The following is a 17,534-nucleotide window of genomic DNA, read 5'->3' on the forward strand; positions in this document are numbered from 1 at the left end:
GCTGTTCCCGCTACCCACTGACATTCGGAGAAAACCGATGAATGCCGATGTAGAAAAGCGCCATGGGCTCGCCCCCGCACCGACGGCGGCGCGAGAAACGCCGCCCCATCCGCTCCAGGCAATGCCCGATCTCGAGGTCAAGGCGGCGCCGTTTCTGGCCGATGCCGATGCGGAGGCCTTCGTTGCCGTGGCGCTGGAGGATCTGGTCGATTGCCACATCCCGTTCCTTCTGGCAGGCACGTTCGCGCTCAGCGCCTATACCGGCATTACCCGTCAGACCAAGGATCTAGATATCTTCTGCAAGGCCGGTGACTACGCCCGGATCCTCTCGCATTTCAAGCAGAAGGGATATGAGATCGAGGTCGAAGACGACCGCTGGCTGGGCAAGGTGAAGAAGGGCAAGCACTTCTTCGACGTGATTTTTGCAGCCTCCAACGGCACGATGCCGATCAGCGACAGCTGGTTCGAGAATGCCAGACAGATCGAGATGAACGGCCACAAGGTCCGTATTATCGCCCCGACGGAGCTGATCTGGTCGAAATGCTTTGTCCAGCTTCGTCACCGCTACGACGGCGGCGACATCGTCCACACGATCCTGCGCGCCCATGACCAGATCGACTGGGAGCGGCTGCTCAACCATATGGAAGTGCATTGGGAAGTGCTGCTGATCCACCTTCTCAACTTCCGCTGGATCTACCCGACCGAGCGCGACAAGGTTCCTGATTGGCTGCTCGACGAGCTTCTCGACCGCCTGAAGGCGCAGCGCGAACTGCCCCTGCCGCAGATGAAGGTCTGCCGTGGCCGCATGTTCAGCCGCATCGATTTCGAGATCGATGTCAAGGAATGGGGTTTCGCCGACGTCGGTGGCGAAGGAGAACTGCGCGCGGGCGTCGATGAAAAAACTTTGGAAGGAGGCCCGGTATGAGCAAGTCTGACAAGGCTGCCGAAAAACAGAAAAGCGATCGCAAGAAGCCTGAGGGCCTGCAGCGCATTGCCGCCATGGGCGATCTTCATGTCAAGGAACACGGCTCGGAATCCTACAAAGACCTGTTTGCCGAGATCTCGCAGGAGGCGGACATTCTGGTCCTGACCGGGGACCTGACAGACCTCGGCAAGGTCAAGGAAGCCGAACTGCTTGCCGCCGATCTGCGCTCATGCTCGATCCCGATGGTCGCCGTACTTGGCAACCATGATTATGAATGTGGCTGCGTCGAGGAAGTCACCCACATCCTGAAGGACGCTGGCGTTCACCTTCTCGAAGGTCAGGCAGTCGAAATCAACGGCGTCGGTTTCGCCGGAGCCAAGGGTTTTGCCGGCGGCTTCGGGCGTCACATGCTGGGTTCGTTCGGCGAGCCGGCGATCAAGGCGATGGTGGCCGAAAGCGTCGAGGAAACGATGCGGCTCGAAAACGCGCTGCGTCAGGTTCGCTCCGAACGCGCCATGGTCGTGCTCCACTACGCTCCGATCCGCGAGACGGTGGAAGGCGAACCGGAGGAAATCTTCCCCTTCCTCGGCTCGTCGCGTCTGGCCGAAACGATCGACCGCTTCCCGGTCAAGGCTGTTGTCCACGGCCATGCCCACCGCGGCCGCTACGAAGGCAGGACGCCGGGCGGCGCGCCGGTCTATAACGTTGCTTCGCATATCGAAAAGCCGACAGGTCGGCCTTATGCGCTGCTCGATCTCTGAGCGCTTTCCAGGCTGAAAAACATCAGCCTGCGAAAATCACTGATCGTGAAAGGTTTGCCTGTTCCATGATGGAACTGTCACGCCTTTCACTCGTTTGCCGGTCGCTCTCAACCTGATGAAAGGGACCCCATGTCGGACGTCAATGCCGTCGCCGAACTCCGAAGCTTTCCGAAAACCTGGGGAGCGGAATATGTCGCTGCTGGCGAGGTAAGGTTCCGTCTCTGGGCTCCGGGCCAGGAAACGGTCGTGCTCCGTCTCAACGGCAAGGATGCCGAGATGAGCCGCAGCGACGACGGATGGTTCGAGGTCCTGGCAACCGGCGTCGAACCAGGCGCGGAATACAACTACGTGCTGGCCAATGGTACCGTTGTCGCCGATCCCGCATCCCGTGCCCAGAAGTCCGAGGTCAACGGCGCTTCGCTTGTCATCGATCCGACCAGTTACGACTGGCAGACACCGGAGTGGACCGGTCGCCCCTGGGAAGAAACCGTCGTTTACGAGATGCATGTCGGCACCTTCACCCCTGACGGCACGTTCCGCGCCGCGATTGAGAAGCTGCCCTATCTCGCCGAACTCGGCATCACCATGGTCGAGATCCTGCCGATTGCGCAGTTCGGCGGCAACCGTGGCTGGGGTTACGACGGCGTTCTTCTTTATGCGCCGCATGCCGCTTATGGCTCACCAGATGATGTCAAAGCCTTCGTAGATGCCGCTCACGCGCATGGCATCTCCATCGTGCTTGACCTCGTGCTCAATCATTTCGGCCCCGAGGGCAATTATCTGCCGCTTCTGGCGCCCGACTTCTTCCACAAGGAGCGTCAGACACCGTGGGGTGCGGCCATCGCCTATGACGTCGATGCGACCCGCCGCTACATCGTTGAGGCCGCGCTCTACTGGCTGCATGAATACAATTTCGACGGTCTTCGCTTCGATGCGATCGACCAGATCGAGGATATTTCCGACAGCCACGTGCTGAACGAGATCGCCGAGCGCATCCGCGCCGAGATTACCGACCGGCCGATCCACCTGACGACCGAGGACGCCCGCAACATCATAGACCTGCATCCGCGCGACGAAGACGGCAACGCACCTCTGTTTACCGCGGAGTGGAACGACGACTTTCACAATGCCGTCCATGTTTTCGCGACCGGCGAAACGCACGCCTATTACGAAGATTTCGCCAAGCAGCCGGAAAAGCTCGTCGCCCGGGTTCTGGCCGAAGGGTTTGCCTATCAGGGCGAAGTCTCGCCGCATGCCGGCGAAAAGCGCGGCGTGAAAAGCGCAAGCCAGCCGCCCGTCGCTTTTGTGGATTTCATTCAGAACCACGACCAGGTCGGCAACCGCGCCGAGGGCGAACGTCTGATCGAGCTTGCCGGTGCCGATCGCACCAAGGTCCTTTACGCCTCGCTTCTGTTCTCGCCGCATATTCCGCTTCTATTCATGGGCGAGGAATATGGTGAGACGAATCCGTTCCTGTTCTTCACCGATTTCCACGGCGACCTTGCCAAGGCCGTGCGCGAGGGCCGCGCGAAGGAATTCCAGGGCCATGCCGGCCACGAGGGCGATGTCGTCCCCGATCCGAATGCCAAGACGACCTTCGACGCCTCCAAGCTCGACTGGAAGAAGCACGATAGCCGCGATGGCAAGGAGTGGCTTGCGCTGACGAAGCAACTGCTTTCCCTTCGCCAGCAGCACATCGTGCCGATGCTTGCAACGGCCACCGGCAACTCGGGCAAGGTTCTGAAGACCGGCGAGGGCTTCCTGGCCGTTAGCTGGACTTTCCCGAAAGGAACGTTGTCGATCGCGCTCAACATCGGCGAAAAGGCGCAGCCGCTTCCCGATCTGCCGGGTGAGACGCTCTTTGCCTGGCCGTCCGAAACGCCGGATCTGCCCCAGAACTCTATCATCGTCCGCCTCGCGCCCGCCGGAGACAACAAGTGAAAATCCCCACATCGACCTACCGTATCCAGTTTCGCAACGGCATGACCTTCGATCGCGCGAGCGAGCTCGTGCCTTACATGAAGCGCCTCGGCATCAGCCACCTCTACGCGTCGCCGATCTTCACGGCCACGTCGGAGTCAACCCATGGCTATGACGTGACCGACGCTAACGAGATCGAACCCTCGATCGGTGGTCGCGAAGGCTTCGATCGCATGGTGAAAACGTTGAAGGACGCAGGTCTTGGCCTGATCCTCGATATCGTGCCCAACCACATGGCCGCATCGCTTGAAAACACGTGGTGGCGCGATGTTATTGAAAATGGCCAGAACAGTCGGTTCGCAAAGCATTTCGACATCAACTGGTCGCGCCCGCTGACGCTGCCTTTCCTCGGCGACTCGTTCGAGACCGCACTTTCCAATGGCGATATCTCGGTGAAGCCCGACCCGAAGACCGGCAAGCCGGCTTTTGCCTATTACGACAGCTACTATCCGCTCGCGCCGGAAACTTATCAGGGCCGCGAGACCGAGGTGACCAAGCTCACCGACAAGGCATCACTTGTCGAACTGCACGAGCGCCAGCCGTACCGGCTGATGTCGTGGCGGGAAGCGCCGCGCGATCTCTCCTACCGCCGCTTCTTCGAGATCACCGGCCTTGCCGGCGTCCGCGTCGAAGACAAACAGGTATTCGACGACACCCACCGCCTGATCCTCGAACTGGTTCACTCCGGCGCCGTCGACGGTCTGCGCGTGGACCACGTGGACGGTCTCGCCGATCCAAAGGCCTATATCGAGCTCCTGCGCCAGGAAGCCGGTCCCGATTGCTACATCACCGTTGAGAAGATCCTCGGCGAAGGTGAGCACATCCCTGCAGACTGGCCGATCTCAGGCACGACGGGTTACGAGTTCATCGCCTCGCTGTCCGACGCTCTTGTGGACGGTGCAAAGATCGCCGGTCTGCGCAAAGCCTATGACGACGTTGTCGGCAAGCCGGTCGACATGGCGGCCGAACTGCGCGCTGCCAAGCTTCTGATGGCCGACAAGAACTTCGAGGGCGAGTTCACGACGCTGCTGAAACTTGCCGTCGCGATCGCCAACACGGATGGCATCAGCGTGGACGAGAAAACCACGAGGTCTGCACTGCGCGAACTGCTGGTCGCATTCCCGGTCTACCGGACCTACGGGACGGAAACAGGTCTGCCGCCGGAAGGCCACGAGATGCTGAAGAGCGTCGTCGACAAGGTCAAACAGGGACCGAATGCGCCGGATCAGGCAGGCCTCGATCTGATCACCCGCATCCTCGGCAACGACGTCTCCGAGAAGGCCTCTCATGATGCGGCGAATTTCCGCACCCGCTTCCAGCAGCTGACCGGCCCGCTGATGGCAAAGTCCGTCGAGGACACGCTGTTCTTCCGTCAGCATATGGCGCTTGCACTCAACGAAGTCGGCGCCGAACCGCTGCCGCGCGATTTCTCGATCGAGCGTTTCCACCACGACATGGAAACAAGGCTGCAGCGTCAGCCGGATGCGCTGTCTGGGACATCCACGCACGACACCAAGCGCGGCGAAGATGCCCGTGCCCGTCTCTACGTGCTGACCGAGGCGCCGGAACTCTGGGCGGAGTGCGTTGCCCGCTGGCGCAAGATGAACGCGACGAAGGTCGTCTCGCTGGATGATGGCCCGGCACCGGAGCCTGCAGTCGAATGGATGCTCTATCAGGCGCTCGCAGGCGTCTGGCCGACGATGCTGCAGCCGAAGGACGAGAGCGGCCTCGAGGCACTCGAGGAGCGTTTCCTTGCCTATGTCGAGAAGTCGATCAAGGAAGCCAAGCTGTGCACCAACTGGGGTGACAGCAACGAGGCGTACGAGAAAGCTGTGCTCGACTACGCCCGTTACATGCTGTCGCCGGAAAACCAGGAATTCCTGGCGGACTTCTCCTCGGCGCTCCAGCCCTTCATCCGGGCCGGTCTGGTCAACAGCCTGACCCAGACGATCGTCAAGCTGACGGCACCGGGCGTGCCTGACATCTATCAGGGCAGTGAAGCCCTCGATTTCAGCCTTGTCGACCCCGACAACCGTCGCGAACCGGATTTCGCCATGCTGCAGGACCTCCCTGCGGAGAACGACAATCCGGACTCCTCGACAGAGGACGGATGGTTGAGCGGACGGCTGAAACAGCACCTGATCCAGCGTTTGCTGCACCAGCGTGGCGACGCGCCGGACCTGTTCCGCAAGGGCGACTACGTGCCGCTCAAGGCGACCGGAAACCGGGCTGAAAACATCCTGGCCTTCGCCCGCACCGATGGCGATCAAGCCGTGATCGTGATCGTACCGCGGCTGGTCTTCGGCGCGCTCAACGGCGACGTCTATCCGTCACGGGGCGAGCGCTGGGCGGAGACGGAAGTGGAGCTGCCTACACAGCTCGCCAACCGTCGCTACCGCGATCTCTCCACCGGCAAGGACGTCGAGGCCAAGGACAGCATCGCCGTCAACCTCGCCTTTGCCGATCATCCGTTTGCACTGCTGACTGCCGAATAGGCGAGCCCTCATCTAATCGCACTGCTCGCCGAAGTGACGGCGGGCAGTGACCCACCCAGGCGGGACGTCACAAACACGAAAAAGGCGCCGGTTCGATCAGAACCGGCGCCTTTTTGTTTCTCCACCTGAACTCGAAGTTCAGTGGAAAAGGGCAATCAAATCAAGCGAATCCAACGAGGTTCAGAACCGCGATTACGATGACGACTGCGCCTACCAACCATACGATGCTATTCATGATAGTGTCTCCTTTTGCTGTTGGGAGGTGAACGGTGAGGCGTAAAAAAGGTTCCTGAAAACGTGATCTCTGCGTCGACAGATGTGAGTCCGCCTCAGGCGCCGGGTGCTGCACTGCCATCGCCCCGTCGCAACCGCTTCAGCTGGTTGACGACGCGCAGGGAATTGTTGGCTCGGAGGGCCGATCCGTCGGAGCTTGTGGACAGGATGCGAAGCATGTCTTCTGCCTCATCCACCGAAATGGTGCCTCTTGCGGCAAGGCCGTCGATCATCAGCAGCATTGCGCCCTCAAGCGCCAGCGACCGCCGCTGTGCTTCCGTCTCAGTCTCTTGCATTTCCGGCATGACAGGCTCCTTGCTTGTCATGTCGAATGGTTGGCGCGGGAAATTGTTCCGGTACTCGCGCGACGAGCGGCGGTCGGAGACCACCCGGTCGCACCAGAATCAGACGTCGTTTGGGCTTCCTTGCAATCTGCCCTCCCGCGCCCGGTAGATATATTGGCTGGCGACGAGCCAGCCTTTCAGCGGTCGCAGCGGCAGGATGCAGGTCAGAAGCAGGAAGGGGAGAGAGATGAGAAGATGCACCCAGAACGGCGGCGAAAACACCGTCTCGATCCACACTGCGAGTGCCACCGAGGGCACGCAGGCAAAGCAGATGACGAAGAAGGCCGGACCGTCTGCGGGATCCGCAAAGGCGTAATCAAGCCCGCACGCTTCGCATCGCGGCCTGATCGTCAGAAAGCCCTTGAAGAGATGGCCCTGGCCGCAGCGCGGGCAGCGCCCTCGCACGCCCGTTGCGTAAGGCGAAAGCGGCGCCCAGTTCCCGTCGTCTGCCATGTTGCCTCCCAATCATGCCATGTCGATCTACCCGACACGGAATAAGTGCAACGGCTGCAACCCACAAGAGGGGCGCGTGAGGCGCGTCAATCTGCCTCGCCCGACGAAAGTCGATCGCAGGGCGCCATCTAGTCGGAGAAGGACTCTGAAATCACGTGCCGATCGATGATGCGCAGGCTGCGGTCCGGCTCGATCACATAGGTCTCGCTCACCCGGTCCCCGAACTGGTCGATGAACTCATGCGGAAACGTGCTGCCGATGGGGGATTTGGTCAGCTTCGAACGCGGCTGGCCGCCATAGGTGATGCTCCCCTTGATTGGGGCAATGTCAGATCCGCCGCCACTGGCGCCGGCGGTCGTGCAACTGCTGAGCGCCAGGGCAAGTCCCAGAAGGCCGGCAGAGAAGGCGACGATTTTCATGACATTATCCTCATTGGTTAGCACACGCTGCACCCACCTCTATCCAACTTAGGGTCCAGAGCGCTTTTGGCTAGATTGAACCATTCTGCCTGTGCGCTCATGCCGTCGGCAGCGGGCGAGAGGGAACCGCGGGCGCCATTTCTTCTCGACGCAACGGTGTCAGTGGGGCATTCTTGTAAACGGACAACCTCCTGAAAGCTCACAGATCGAGCTCGATTCCAATCAACGATCGAAGGGATGAAACAATGGCGCCACGGACGATACCCGCAGAACTCGATGCTGCCTTAACGGCGTTGCCTCTGAGGACCGGCATCTATGTGCCGGAAGATCTTCTGGAAGACTGGTTTGCGCCAGGGACGGGCATGAGCCCTGTCAGTGCCGAGGCGTTGTCGCAGGCCGAAACCTACGGCCGAAAACTCGAGTGCGAGTTCAAATATTACCCGGAAAGATTGGAAGGCGTGTTCTGGAAATGGGTGCCGGCTCTTTAAGGAGCCTGTTGTCCGCTGATCCGCGCTGCTGCGCAAATCGTGTAGGTTCGGAAATTATCCAATCCGAACCTACATCACTTACAGGCTCGCGTAACGATCGCGCAAAGCCTCGAATTTCACCAGCTGATCCGCCATCAGTTCACGGCCAGCGTCGCGCTTGACGAACACCTTGAACATGGCGGCGCCCTTCTGGTTCATGAACCAGACCGAGCAGGAACGGCGACCATGGAACGCACGGTCGACGAAGGTGATAGAGGCGCAGTTGTCCTTGCGGATGTGGCCACCGATCGGGCTGTCGCCGTGGATGTTGAACCAGCCGTGGCTTTCCGATCCGGCCGGAAGGATGCCGTCGATCTCGGCCACCACGTCCTCCGTGTGAACGAGAAACAGCACGACGCCCCAGGTGGTCAGCTCCGACCAGATTTCGTCGAAGCGTTCCTTGCCGGCAATGACGGCCGACCCCTCCGGCAGGACTGCCAGGATTTCTGCCGCCGTCACACCGGCGCCTGCTGCAATCGATTCAACGACGCCGTCGGGCTTTTCTGAGAGGGCTTTGAGCGCGCGTTCGCGGCGGTCGGGCGCGATCTCCGAGTGGGTGTCCATTGCGGACCTCAGGCTGCGTCGGCGGCGCGGACGCCGTTCTTGTCTTCACTGATGATGACTTCGAAACCTTCGAACTGCGGGCCGGAGAGGTATTCCACCTTGCCGCGGTTCTGGCCGGCATTGGCATGGGCTGCACGGAACTGTTCGGACTTTGTCCAGGCCTGAAAATGCTCAACGGTTTCCCAGATCGTGTGGGAGGCATAGAGCGTGTGATCGTCGGCCTTCGGTCCCTTCAGCATGTGAAACTCGACGTAGCCTGGCACTTCGGCAAGCCGGCCCTGGCGGCTTTTCCACATGTCTTCAAATGCTTGCTCGAAGCCCGGCACGACGCGGAAACGGTTCATGGCGATGTACATGGAATCAATCCTCACATAAGTTTCACTTCGCACTCAAGTTATCTCTTGATGCCTGTCTTGAAAACCGGAAAAAACTTGTCTAGTCAACTCAAGTTATAGGGCGGCTGGGGCGGATCGCATCGCAACAGAGTTTGCCCTCTGGTATCACAAGGGCGGGTCTCATGGTTTTCTCTCTCCGGGTTTCCTCACCAAGGTTTGCACATCTGCTTGCGCTTGCCGTCGTCTCTTCCGCGGTCGCATTCGGTGGCGCGGCGGCATCGGACAGGGGCAATCCGGACGCCCGGCGCATCGTTTCGATCGGCGGCACGATCACCGAAATCCTCTACGATCTGGGCGCCGAGGACCGTATTGTAGCGCGAGATTCCACCAGTTCCTATCCTGCCGCCGCAAATTCCAAGCCTGACGTCGGCTATATCAGGGCACTCTCTGCCGAAGGCATTCTGGGCCAGAAACCGGATCTCATTCTGATGGAAGAGGGGTCCGGCCCGCCGCCGGTGCTGGAGATCCTCAAGGCCAGCGAGATCCCTGTCGTGGTGATCCCGACACCGCCGGATGCGGCCAAGATCGGCCAGAAAATTCGCGACGTGGGTGCCGCCGTCGGCCTTGGCGACAAGGCGGGTGTGCTCGCCGCAAACACCGAGGACGGCCTGAAGGCACTTGCTGCCGATGTGGCGAAAATCTCAGGCGAAAAGAAGAAGGTGCTGTTCGTTCTGTCGGTCGCCAACGGGCGGCTGATGGCGGGTGGTGCCGATACGGAAGCCGGCGCGATCATCGAAATGGCGGGTGGCGTCAATGCTGCCCCCTCGATCAAGGGCTATAAGCCGCTGTCCGACGAGGCGGTGATTGCCGCGGCTCCTGACGTGATCCTCTCCATGTCACGCGGCGACCATTCGACCACGCCGGATGAGACGTTCGCGCTGCCGTCGATGCAGACGACGCCGGCCGCCGCGTCCAAGTCGCTAATCTCGATGGATGGCCTGCTGCTGCTGGGCTTTGGTCCGCGCACGCCTGAGGCCGGTCGTGCGCTTGCCGAAAAACTCTACCCGGATGCGATGCACTGATGATGAAGGCGCTGGCCATGCCGTTTCGCAACACGGGCGAGGGCGATCGCACGTCGCAGGGCGTGCTGGTCATCGTCCTTCTCGTGGTGCTCCTGATCGCCGCCTGCCTTCTTTCGCTCGGCGTCGGCCCGACCGGCGTCGGCCTTCGCGATCTCTTCGCCTACCTGACGGGCAACGGTGACAGCCTCACCACCCAGGAACGGGTCATCCTCGAAGCCGTCCGCCTGCCGCGCACGGCGCTCGGCCTTCTGGTCGGCGCGGGGCTCGCTGTCTCAGGTGCAATGATGCAGGGCCTGTTTCGCAATCCGCTTGCCGATCCCGGCATCGTCGGCGTCACATCAGGTGCAGGCCTTGCGGCGGTGCTGGCGATCGTGCTCGGCGGCACGGTGCTTGCCCCGGTCTCGATGCTGCTCGGAAACCAATTCCTGCCGCTGATGGCGTTTTTCGGCGGCCTGATCAACACCTGGATGCTCTATGTCATCGCCACCCGCGACGGGCGAACCTCGACCACGGCGCTGATCCTCTGCGGCATCGCGATCGGTGCCCTGTCGGGCGCTTTCATGGGCCTTCTGATCGTCATGGCCGATGACCGGCAGTTGCGCGACATCACGTTCTGGAGCCTCGGTTCGCTCGGCGGTGCCACCTACGGGCGGGTGCTGTCGATCCTTCCGTTCATCGTCTTTGTGATGGCGATCATCCCCTTCGTCGCGCGCGGTCTCGATGCGCTTGTGCTCGGCGATGCGGCGGCCTTCCACATGGGCGTGCCGGTGCAGCGGCTGAAGCGGATCGTCATCGTCGCGGTTGCCGCGGCCTGCGGCTCGACGGTCGCCGTTGCCGGATCGATCGGTTTCGTCGGGATCGTGGTGCCGCATCTGTTGCGCCTTGCGATGGGGCCGTCGCACCGGTTTCTGTTGCCGGGCTCGGCACTCGGCGGCGGCGCACTTCTGCTGATCGCCGATGCCGTGGCCCGCACCGTTGCCGCCCCCGCGGAACTGCCGATCGGGGTGATCACCGCGCTGTTCGGTGCGCCGGTCTTCCTGTTCCTGCTGATCGGACGCAACGGCATCGGGATGAGAGATTTGCCATGAGGGGCATACGAGGAGGACGGGCATGATCAGGGCAGAAAACGTCACCGTCAACCGCGCCGGTCGCAAGCTGATCGATCAAGTCAGCCTGACGCTGGAGCCCGGCCGTTTCAGCGTGGTGATCGGCCCGAACGGTGCCGGAAAATCGACGCTGATGAAGGTCCTGTCCGGCGAGATGGTCCCGGATAGCGGTCATGTTTCCTACTACGGTGCCGATGTGGCGGCCTGCAAGCCGGTCGATCTGGCGAGGCGCCGAGCGGTGCTACCGCAGGCGACGCAGCTGGCCTTTCCCTTCTCGGCGCTGGAGATCGCCCGCATGGGTGCGGTTGCCAACGGTTCGCTCAATCCGGGAGAGGAAGCGCGCAAGGCTCTGGCACGGGTGGGCCTGCGCGGTTTCGAAAGCCGGCCCTATCCGTCGATGTCCGGCGGCGAGCAGCAGCGCGTCCAGTTTGCCCGCGCGCTGGCGCAGGTGCCAAGGGCGGTGGTCGACGGCGTGCCGTGCGCGCTGTTTCTCGACGAGCCGACCGCCAGTCTCGATCTGGGCCACCAGATCTCGGTGCTGGAAACCGCCCGCGATTTTGCGGCTGCCGGTGGCATGGTTATCGCCATCCTGCACGACCTCAACCTTGCTGCGGAATTTGCCGACCATTTGGTGGTTCTGAACCACGGCTGCGTGGTGGCGGAAGGGCCCTGCCATGACACTGTGAGCGACGAGATGATCGCTTCCGTCTATGGCATTGCCGGCGCCGTCGGTCGCGTGCCTGCAGCGCATGTGCCTTACGTTCTGCCGCAGTCGCGGCACCGCTAGGTCAGGCGTCCGGCCGCGTCAGCATGAAGATCGCCGGGCCGATCATCAGCGCTGCGACCAGAATGGCGAGCCAGGCTGCCGGGTGCGAGCCGAACCAGAAGCCGGTATAGCTGACGGCCATCAGCGAGATCGCGGTGATCTTTGCCCTTCGCGAAATGGCGCCGCGCTTGCGCCAGTTTCGGAGCGGCGGGCCCAGTGTCTTGTGGTTCATCAGCCACGCCTCGAGCTTCGGCGAGGACCGCGCAAAGCAGGCGACGGCCAGCAGCAGGAACGGCGTCGTCGGCAGGATCGGCAGGAAGGCGCCGATCACGCCGAGACCCACGAACAGCCAGCCGAGACTGAGAAAGATGTAACGCATCAAAGGACCTACGGGAATCTGCTGACAAGGATAGACAAGTTCGCGGCGCCCGTCTTCATGTAAAGAATCAACTGCACGGGGATGCTGTCTGGTGTTCTGCCATGGGGAGCGGGACCCCTGATATGGCCTCTACCCTTCCCATTTGAAACCCTGTGGGTATAGTGCCGCCGATTTCGAAGAGAGCAGGAGCGATGATGTCGAAGAAAAAGGTGCTTGTCGTTGGTGGGGCAGGGTATATCGGGTCCCATACGTGCCTCGTGCTGGCCGATAGAGGTTACGAGCCCGTCGTGTTCGACAATCTCTCCAACGGTCATGCGGAATTCGTGCGTTGGGGCGAGCTGGAACAGGGCGATATCCGCGACCGTGCAAGGCTCGACGAAGTGCTGGCCAAGCACAAACCGGACGCCATCCTGCATTTCGCCGCGCTGATCGAAGTGGGTGAATCCGTCAAGAACCCGGTCGGCTTCTACGACAACAACGTCATCGGTGCGCTGACGCTTCTGTCGGCCGCCATCGATGCCGGCGTGAAGGCCTTCGTATTCTCCTCGACCTGCGCAACCTACGGTCTTCCAGACCGGGTGCCGATGGACGAGACGCACAAGCAGGCGCCGATCAATCCTTACGGCCGCACCAAATTCATCATCGAGCAGGCGCTGAAGGACTACGGCACCTACAAGGACCTGAAATCGGTCATGCTGCGCTATTTCAACGCCGCCGGCGCCGATTTTGAAGGCCGGATCGGCGAATGGCATACGCCCGAAACCCATGCGATCCCGCTTGCCATCGAGGCAGCGCTTGGCCGTCGCCAGGGCTTCAAGGTGTTCGGCGACGATTACGACACGCGTGACGGCACCTGCGTGCGCGATTATATCCACGTTCTCGATCTGGCCGACGCGCATGTCCGCGCCGTCGACTACCTGCTCGCCGGCGGCGATACGGTCGAGCTCAATCTCGGCACCGGCACCGGCACCACGGTCAAGGAACTGCTGGACGCCATTTCCGACGTGTCGGGCAAGCCGTTCCCGGTCGAATATGTCGGGCGCCGCGAAGGCGATTCCACCTCGCTCGTCGCCAACAACGACAAGGCCAAGGCCGTGCTCGGTTGGGAGCCGCAATATTCCCTGGAAGACATCATCCGCTCCGCCTGGGACTGGCATTCCAAGTCCAACCACATCCTGCAATAGGGAGCGCCCCTGATGGCAAAGATGGTGCATTCGATGATCCGCGTGCTCGACGAAGCGCGGTCCGTCGAGTTCTACGACAGAGCGTTCGGCCTGAAGGTTGCCGATCGCCGGGTGTTCGCAGGTTTCACGCTGATCTACCTCTCCAATGCGGAAACCGGTTTCGAGCTGGAACTGACGGTCAATGCCGACCGTTCTGAACCCTACAATCTCGGCGACGGTTACGGCCATCTGGCCGTGACGGTCGAGGATGTAGAGGCGGAGCACAAGCGCTTCTCCGATCTCGGCCTGACCGTGGGCAAGCTTGCGGAGATGCCGCATGATGGCCGGCCGTTTGCGAAATTCTTCTTCGTCACCGATCCGGATGGCTACAAGACCGAAGTCATCCAGCGCGGCGGACGTTTCACCTAAAGGACACCTGCATGGCGGACGGCGATATCAAGCTCGAGGAAACCTGGAAATTCGCGCTCGAAACCGAGTTCGAAGATCCGTATATGGCTGATCTCAAGAGCTTCCTGGTGTCCGAGAAGAAGGCGGGAAAGCTCATCTTCCCAAAGGGTTCGGAGTATTTCCGTGCACTTGACCTGACGCCGCTCGACGAGGTGAAGGTGGTGATCCTCGGACAGGACCCGTATCACGGCGAAGGCCAGGCGCATGGCCTGTGTTTCTCCGTCCGGCCCGGTGTTCGTATCCCGCCGTCGCTTGTGAACATCTACAAGGAAATGGAAGCGGATCTCGGCATCGCCCCGGCAAAGCACGGTTTTCTCGAACACTGGGCCGAGCAGGGCGTGCTGCTGTTAAACAGCGTGCTGACCGTGGAAGAGGGCAAGGCCGCGGCGCATCAGGGCAAGGGCTGGGAGCGCTTTACCGATGCGGTCATCCGCACCGTCAACGAGGAATGCGACGGCGTCGTTTTCATTCTCTGGGGGGCCTACGCCCAGAAGAAGGCAGCCTTCGTCGACGAGGAGCGGCATCTCGTCATCAAGTCCGCTCACCCGTCGCCGCTGTCGGCCCATAACGGGTTTCTCGGCTCGAAGCCGTTTTCCAAGGCAAACGAATATTTGCAGTCGATCGGCAAGGATCCCGTCGACTGGGAGCTGCCGGAAACCTCCTGAGCGGTGAACGCTTCGGTCACCTCGTCAACGAAAAATGAACAATCCGTTCGGATGTGATCCCCTATCCAATTCGCATCCGATCACCAATTATCACCCCAGACAACGGCTCGCTCCCGAGCCGACAAATTGAAAAGGGGTTTGTCATGATTAACCAGATCAAGGGCCTCCACCACGTCACGTCGATGGCGGCCAGCGCGTCCACAAACAACAAGTTCTTCACCGATACGCTCGGCCTGCGCCGGGTCAAGAAGACCGTCAACTTCGACGCACCTGACGTCTATCATCTCTATTACGGCGACGAAATCGGCACGCCCGGCTCGGTCATGACCTATTTCCCGTTCCCGCATATCGCCAGGGGCCGTCCCGGCTCTGGCGAGGTGGGCACGACCGTGTTCTCCGTACCGCAGGGCTCGCTCGGTTACTGGACGGATCGTCTGACGAAAGCCGGTGCCGATGGGCTGAAGGCCGATGAAGCCTTCGGCGAAAAGCGCCTGCAGTTTGCAGGTCCAGACGGCGACGGTTTTGCACTCGTCGAAGTCAAGGATGACGACCGCGCTCAGTGGACCGGCAATGGCGTCGGTGCTGACGAGGCGATCCGCGGCTTTCACTCCGCTTCGCTCAGACTGCGCGACGACGGTGCCAATGCTGAGCTTTTGAAGTTCATGGGCTATGAACAGGTTGATGCGAGAGACGGTGTCACCCGCTTCGGCATGCCTGGCGGCAACGGCGCCGACTTCATCGACGTCGAGACGATGCCGAACATTGCAGGCGCCCGTCTCGGGGCTGGCTCCGTGCATCACCTGGCGTTTGCGGTCGAGAACCGTGAAAAGCAGCTCGAAGTCCGCAAGGCGCTGATGGATACGGGTTACCAGGTCACGCCGGTGATCGACCGCGATTACTTCTGGGCCATCTACTTCCGCACCCCCGGCGGCGTGCTGTTCGAGATCGCGACCAATGAACCCGGATTCGATCGCGACGAGGATACCGCGCATCTGGGCGAGGCCCTGAAGCTGCCGACCCAGCACGAGCATATGCGCTCGGCGCTCGAAGGGCATCTGGAGCCGCTGGCTTAAGGAGAGATACGATGAGTTTCGACAGTTATGAGCACCGGGCGCGGCCCGGTGCTCCCGGAGCGCCGATCCTGTTCACCTTTCACGGCACGGGCGGCGACGAGAACCAGTTCTTCGATTTTGCGAGCCGGCTCGTTCCGGGCGCGACGATCATCTCTCCGCGCGGCGACGTCGCCGAGCATGGGGCGGCGCGCTTTTTCCGACGCAAGGCAGAAGGGGTCTACGATCTCGACGATCTCGCCCGCGCGACCAGGCGGATGACGGAATTCGTGGAGGCCAATCGCGACCGCTACGACTCCTCGACCGTGCTTGGCCTCGGGTTTTCGAACGGCGCCAACATTCTCGCCAATGTGATGATCGAAAGGCCCGGCCTGTTCGAGGCGGGCGTGCTGATGCATCCGCTCATCCCGTTCACGCCGCCTGCGCGAACCACGGGCGAGAAGGCGCATGTGCTGATCACCGCCGGTGAGCGGGACCCGATCTGCCCGGTGCCGCAGACGCAGGCACTTGCCGACTATCTCCGCGCGGCCGGTGATGACGTCACGCTGGAATGGCATGCCAGCGGCCACGAGATCCGCCCGAACGAGATCGAGGCGATCAAGACGTTCCTCGCGCCATACGGCGCCCGCGGCGAATAATCGAGATCGCCAAGCCCGCAGATCTGCGGGCTTGGCAAAACCGTCAGATATGCGGCTCGGAATAGGCCGTGCACTCGCCGACATCCTGCCATGTCGGCTTTCTGCCGGCGCGCTTTGCCTTGCGGTCGGAATGGCCAAGATAGAGATCGAGGCGCCGGTCGTGCAGGCCGGGAACCACGCTCAGCGGTGAGAAGGGCAGCGGCGAGAACGGATTGGTGCGGTGATAGGCATGCAGTTCCACCCGCATCGTGTGCTTGAAGCTGACCGCGCGCGAATGGAACGCATAGGTATCGGCCACAACAAGCGTATTGGCCGGCACCGTCACCTTCTTCGGCTCGAAATCGCCAAGCGTTGTCAGTTCTTCCGGCGTAATCCGAAATGATCCCTCCGCGTGGTGGGCACGGCTGTCCCGGCTGGCGATCAGGCTTTGCCGGTACTCCCATTCGATCCGCTTTTCGGTCAGCTTGTGGCTGCCCGGCACGAATACGAAGGGGCCATCGTCTGCCTCTACATCATCCAGGAACAGCCAGGCCTTGGAGGTCGAGTGAAACGTGTCCGCGTGCAGCGCGGTCTGCGGATCGGCCTTGGCCAGCGCCGGTTCGGCAATGACAGTCTGGATAAAGTGGATCGGATCGCCGCCGGCACCGCCGACATAGCGCAGGAGGCCGGCGATCGACTGGTTGTGGCTGAAGCGAGCCAGATCCGGCAGGCGCTTCAGCGCTGTCGGGCCGATCGGAATCATCCGCGTCACCGCCTGTCCCTGCCGCATCTCGCGTGCCGGCAGAGGCTCGCTCTTGAGGAAATCGCGGATGCGCAGGAAGACGTCCTGCGGCAATGCGTTTTGCCGGATCACGAACCCGTCGCGATCAAACGCGCTGCGTTCCTCCGGTCTGACCTGTGACCCCAGGATGCGGCGACGGTAGTCTGCCATCCAAGCGGCTATCCGCACCCGCTCCCGATGCAGGCCAAGCTCGTTCAGGTGCGGATGGCCGATCAGCGGGTTTTTGCGAAACGACTTGTCGCTGCCAAGAATGCCAAGCGCCAGCCGCGGATAGCGCCACCATTGAATTGTCTGCTGCGCCATACCCAACCCCGTATCTTCGTCGCTGCGATCATACCAT

Annotated in this window: 20 protein-coding genes; 13 read left to right on the forward strand and 7 right to left on the reverse strand. The window is 61.5% G+C overall.

Annotation, left to right across the window (positions count from 1 at the left end):
• The first annotated feature begins 121 nt into the window (after positions 1-121).
• The 4 genes from ACQY1J_RS08660 (at position 122) to treY (ending at position 6,161) form a co-directional block, all read left to right on the forward strand.
• The gene (locus ACQY1J_RS08660; RefSeq protein WP_062457812.1) at positions 122-925 is read left to right on the forward strand and encodes a nucleotidyltransferase family protein; all 804 of its coding nucleotides are present in this window, start codon (positions 122-124) and stop codon (positions 923-925) included.
• 74 nt (positions 926-999) lie between these two features.
• The gene (locus ACQY1J_RS08665; RefSeq protein WP_062457815.1) at positions 1,000-1,686 is read left to right on the forward strand and encodes a metallophosphoesterase family protein; all 687 of its coding nucleotides are present in this window, start codon (positions 1,000-1,002) and stop codon (positions 1,684-1,686) included.
• A 129-nt stretch (positions 1,687-1,815) separates the two neighbouring features.
• Positions 1,816-3,627: a malto-oligosyltrehalose trehalohydrolase gene (gene treZ / locus ACQY1J_RS08670; protein ID WP_430251198.1), complete on the forward strand. Its 1,812-nt coding sequence runs from the start codon at positions 1,816-1,818 to the stop codon at positions 3,625-3,627.
• Entirely contained in the window at positions 3,624-6,161 is a 2,538-nt protein-coding gene (gene treY / locus ACQY1J_RS08675; protein WP_430251199.1) for a malto-oligosyltrehalose synthase, read from the forward strand. The genes treZ and treY overlap by 4 nt, the downstream gene beginning before the upstream one ends.
• A gap of 329 nt (positions 6,162-6,490) precedes the next feature.
• On the opposite strand, the gene ACQY1J_RS08680 is transcribed toward treY, so the two are convergent.
• The 3 genes from ACQY1J_RS08680 to ACQY1J_RS08690 form a co-directional block, all read right to left on the reverse strand.
• On the reverse strand, positions 6,491-6,739 hold the full coding sequence (locus ACQY1J_RS08680) for a hypothetical protein (RefSeq protein WP_139283784.1): 249 nt from the start codon (positions 6,737-6,739) through the stop codon (positions 6,491-6,493).
• A gap of 99 nt (positions 6,740-6,838) precedes the next feature.
• Positions 6,839-7,231: a DUF983 domain-containing protein gene (locus ACQY1J_RS08685; protein ID WP_062455132.1), complete on the reverse strand. Its 393-nt coding sequence runs from the start codon at positions 7,229-7,231 to the stop codon at positions 6,839-6,841.
• 128 nt (positions 7,232-7,359) lie between these two features.
• Complete coding sequence (locus ACQY1J_RS08690) at positions 7,360-7,650, reverse strand: hypothetical protein (RefSeq protein ID WP_062455134.1); 291 nt, start codon at positions 7,648-7,650, stop codon at positions 7,360-7,362.
• A 245-nt stretch (positions 7,651-7,895) separates the two neighbouring features.
• Between ACQY1J_RS08690 and ACQY1J_RS08695 the strand changes: the two genes are divergently transcribed.
• Complete coding sequence (locus ACQY1J_RS08695; RefSeq protein WP_062455136.1) at positions 7,896-8,138, forward strand: hypothetical protein; 243 nt, start codon at positions 7,896-7,898, stop codon at positions 8,136-8,138.
• 78 nt (positions 8,139-8,216) lie between these two features.
• Here ACQY1J_RS08695 and hutX read toward each other — a convergent pair whose 3' ends face one another.
• Complete coding sequence (gene hutX / locus ACQY1J_RS08700) at positions 8,217-8,741, reverse strand: heme utilization cystosolic carrier protein HutX (protein ID WP_062455138.1); 525 nt, start codon at positions 8,739-8,741, stop codon at positions 8,217-8,219.
• A gap of 8 nt (positions 8,742-8,749) precedes the next feature.
• Positions 8,750-9,097, reverse strand: a complete 348-nt coding sequence (locus ACQY1J_RS08705) for an antibiotic biosynthesis monooxygenase family protein (protein ID WP_062582599.1) — start codon at positions 9,095-9,097, stop codon at positions 8,750-8,752.
• Between the two features lie 161 nt (positions 9,098-9,258).
• On the opposite strand from ACQY1J_RS08705, the gene ACQY1J_RS08710 reads away from it, so the two are divergent.
• Genes ACQY1J_RS08710 through ACQY1J_RS08720 form a run of 3 tightly spaced genes read left to right on the forward strand, consistent with a single transcriptional unit; the run spans position 9,259 to position 12,051 of the window.
• The gene (locus ACQY1J_RS08710) at positions 9,259-10,158 is read left to right on the forward strand and encodes a heme/hemin ABC transporter substrate-binding protein (protein WP_430251200.1); all 900 of its coding nucleotides are present in this window, start codon (positions 9,259-9,261) and stop codon (positions 10,156-10,158) included.
• A complete protein-coding gene (locus ACQY1J_RS08715; protein ID WP_082476258.1) occupies positions 10,158-11,246 on the forward strand; it encodes a FecCD family ABC transporter permease in 1,089 nt (362 codons plus the stop codon). The genes ACQY1J_RS08710 and ACQY1J_RS08715 overlap by 1 nt, the downstream gene beginning before the upstream one ends.
• Positions 11,247-11,268: 22 nt before the next feature.
• Positions 11,269-12,051 carry a heme ABC transporter ATP-binding protein gene (locus tag ACQY1J_RS08720; protein ID WP_430251201.1) on the forward strand — a complete coding sequence of 261 codons (783 nt, stop codon included), beginning with the start codon at positions 11,269-11,271 and terminating at the stop codon, positions 12,049-12,051.
• A 1-nt stretch (position 12,052) separates the two neighbouring features.
• On the opposite strand, the gene ACQY1J_RS08725 is transcribed toward ACQY1J_RS08720, so the two are convergent.
• Entirely contained in the window at positions 12,053-12,409 is a 357-nt protein-coding gene (locus ACQY1J_RS08725) for a YbaN family protein (protein WP_430251202.1), read from the reverse strand.
• A 194-nt stretch (positions 12,410-12,603) separates the two neighbouring features.
• On the opposite strand from ACQY1J_RS08725, the gene galE reads away from it, so the two are divergent.
• From galE to ACQY1J_RS08750, 5 genes are all read left to right on the forward strand, one after another.
• The gene (gene galE / locus ACQY1J_RS08730; protein WP_174196307.1) at positions 12,604-13,593 is read left to right on the forward strand and encodes a UDP-glucose 4-epimerase GalE; all 990 of its coding nucleotides are present in this window, start codon (positions 12,604-12,606) and stop codon (positions 13,591-13,593) included.
• Between the two features lie 12 nt (positions 13,594-13,605).
• Positions 13,606-14,001 (forward strand): VOC family protein, encoded by a 396-nt coding sequence (locus ACQY1J_RS08735; RefSeq protein WP_430251203.1) that lies wholly within the window; start codon positions 13,606-13,608, stop codon positions 13,999-14,001.
• A gap of 11 nt (positions 14,002-14,012) precedes the next feature.
• Positions 14,013-14,705: a uracil-DNA glycosylase gene (gene ung / locus ACQY1J_RS08740; protein ID WP_430251204.1), complete on the forward strand. Its 693-nt coding sequence runs from the start codon at positions 14,013-14,015 to the stop codon at positions 14,703-14,705.
• 143 nt (positions 14,706-14,848) lie between these two features.
• Complete coding sequence (locus ACQY1J_RS08745) at positions 14,849-15,778, forward strand: VOC family protein (protein WP_430251205.1); 930 nt, start codon at positions 14,849-14,851, stop codon at positions 15,776-15,778.
• Positions 15,779-15,789: 11 nt separating this feature from the next.
• A complete protein-coding gene (locus ACQY1J_RS08750) occupies positions 15,790-16,413 on the forward strand; it encodes an alpha/beta hydrolase (RefSeq protein WP_430251206.1) in 624 nt (207 codons plus the stop codon).
• 43 nt (positions 16,414-16,456) lie between these two features.
• Here the strand turns inward: ACQY1J_RS08750 and ACQY1J_RS08755 are convergent, their stop codons facing one another.
• Positions 16,457-17,497, reverse strand: coding sequence for a phytanoyl-CoA dioxygenase family protein (locus ACQY1J_RS08755; RefSeq protein ID WP_430251207.1), 1,041 nt, complete (start codon positions 17,495-17,497; stop codon positions 16,457-16,459).
• Positions 17,498-17,534 lie beyond the last annotated feature (37 nt).

Origin of the sequence: Neorhizobium sp. DAR64860/K0K1 (genome assembly GCF_050500205.1) — a bacterium.
GTDB lineage: Bacteria > Pseudomonadota > Alphaproteobacteria > Rhizobiales > Rhizobiaceae > Neorhizobium > Neorhizobium soli.

Bases quoted from the DNA above. Each gene is read 5' to 3' on its own strand.
- ACQY1J_RS08695 (WP_062455136.1), top strand. From the start codon at position 7,896: ATGGCGCCACGGACGATACCCGCAGAACTCGATGCTGCCTTAACGGCG.
- ACQY1J_RS08680 (WP_139283784.1), bottom strand. From the start codon at position 6,739: ATGCCGGAAATGCAAGAGACTGAGACGGAAGCACAGCGGCGGTCGCTG.
- ACQY1J_RS08725 (WP_430251202.1), bottom strand. From the start codon at position 12,409: ATGCGTTACATCTTTCTCAGTCTCGGCTGGCTGTTCGTGGGTCTCGGC.
- hutX (WP_062455138.1), bottom strand. From the start codon at position 8,741: ATGGACACCCACTCGGAGATCGCGCCCGACCGCCGCGAACGCGCGCTC.
- ACQY1J_RS08720 (WP_430251201.1), top strand. From the start codon at position 11,269: ATGATCAGGGCAGAAAACGTCACCGTCAACCGCGCCGGTCGCAAGCTG.
- ACQY1J_RS08755 (WP_430251207.1), bottom strand. From the start codon at position 17,497: ATGGCGCAGCAGACAATTCAATGGTGGCGCTATCCGCGGCTGGCGCTT.
- ACQY1J_RS08735 (WP_430251203.1), top strand. From the start codon at position 13,606: ATGGCAAAGATGGTGCATTCGATGATCCGCGTGCTCGACGAAGCGCGG.
- ACQY1J_RS08705 (WP_062582599.1), bottom strand. From the start codon at position 9,097: ATGTACATCGCCATGAACCGTTTCCGCGTCGTGCCGGGCTTCGAGCAA.
- ACQY1J_RS08665 (WP_062457815.1), top strand. From the start codon at position 1,000: ATGGGCGATCTTCATGTCAAGGAACACGGCTCGGAATCCTACAAAGAC.
- treZ (WP_430251198.1), top strand. From the start codon at position 1,816: ATGTCGGACGTCAATGCCGTCGCCGAACTCCGAAGCTTTCCGAAAACC.
- ACQY1J_RS08660 (WP_062457812.1), top strand. From the start codon at position 122: ATGCCCGATCTCGAGGTCAAGGCGGCGCCGTTTCTGGCCGATGCCGAT.
- ACQY1J_RS08690 (WP_062455134.1), bottom strand. From the start codon at position 7,650: ATGAAAATCGTCGCCTTCTCTGCCGGCCTTCTGGGACTTGCCCTGGCG.
- galE (WP_174196307.1), top strand. From the start codon at position 12,604: ATGTCGAAGAAAAAGGTGCTTGTCGTTGGTGGGGCAGGGTATATCGGG.
- ACQY1J_RS08710 (WP_430251200.1), top strand. From the start codon at position 9,259: ATGGTTTTCTCTCTCCGGGTTTCCTCACCAAGGTTTGCACATCTGCTT.
- ACQY1J_RS08715 (WP_082476258.1), top strand. From the start codon at position 10,158: ATGATGAAGGCGCTGGCCATGCCGTTTCGCAACACGGGCGAGGGCGAT.
- ACQY1J_RS08745 (WP_430251205.1), top strand. From the start codon at position 14,849: ATGATTAACCAGATCAAGGGCCTCCACCACGTCACGTCGATGGCGGCC.
- ACQY1J_RS08685 (WP_062455132.1), bottom strand. From the start codon at position 7,231: ATGGCAGACGACGGGAACTGGGCGCCGCTTTCGCCTTACGCAACGGGC.
- ung (WP_430251204.1), top strand. From the start codon at position 14,013: ATGGCGGACGGCGATATCAAGCTCGAGGAAACCTGGAAATTCGCGCTC.
- ACQY1J_RS08750 (WP_430251206.1), top strand. From the start codon at position 15,790: ATGAGTTTCGACAGTTATGAGCACCGGGCGCGGCCCGGTGCTCCCGGA.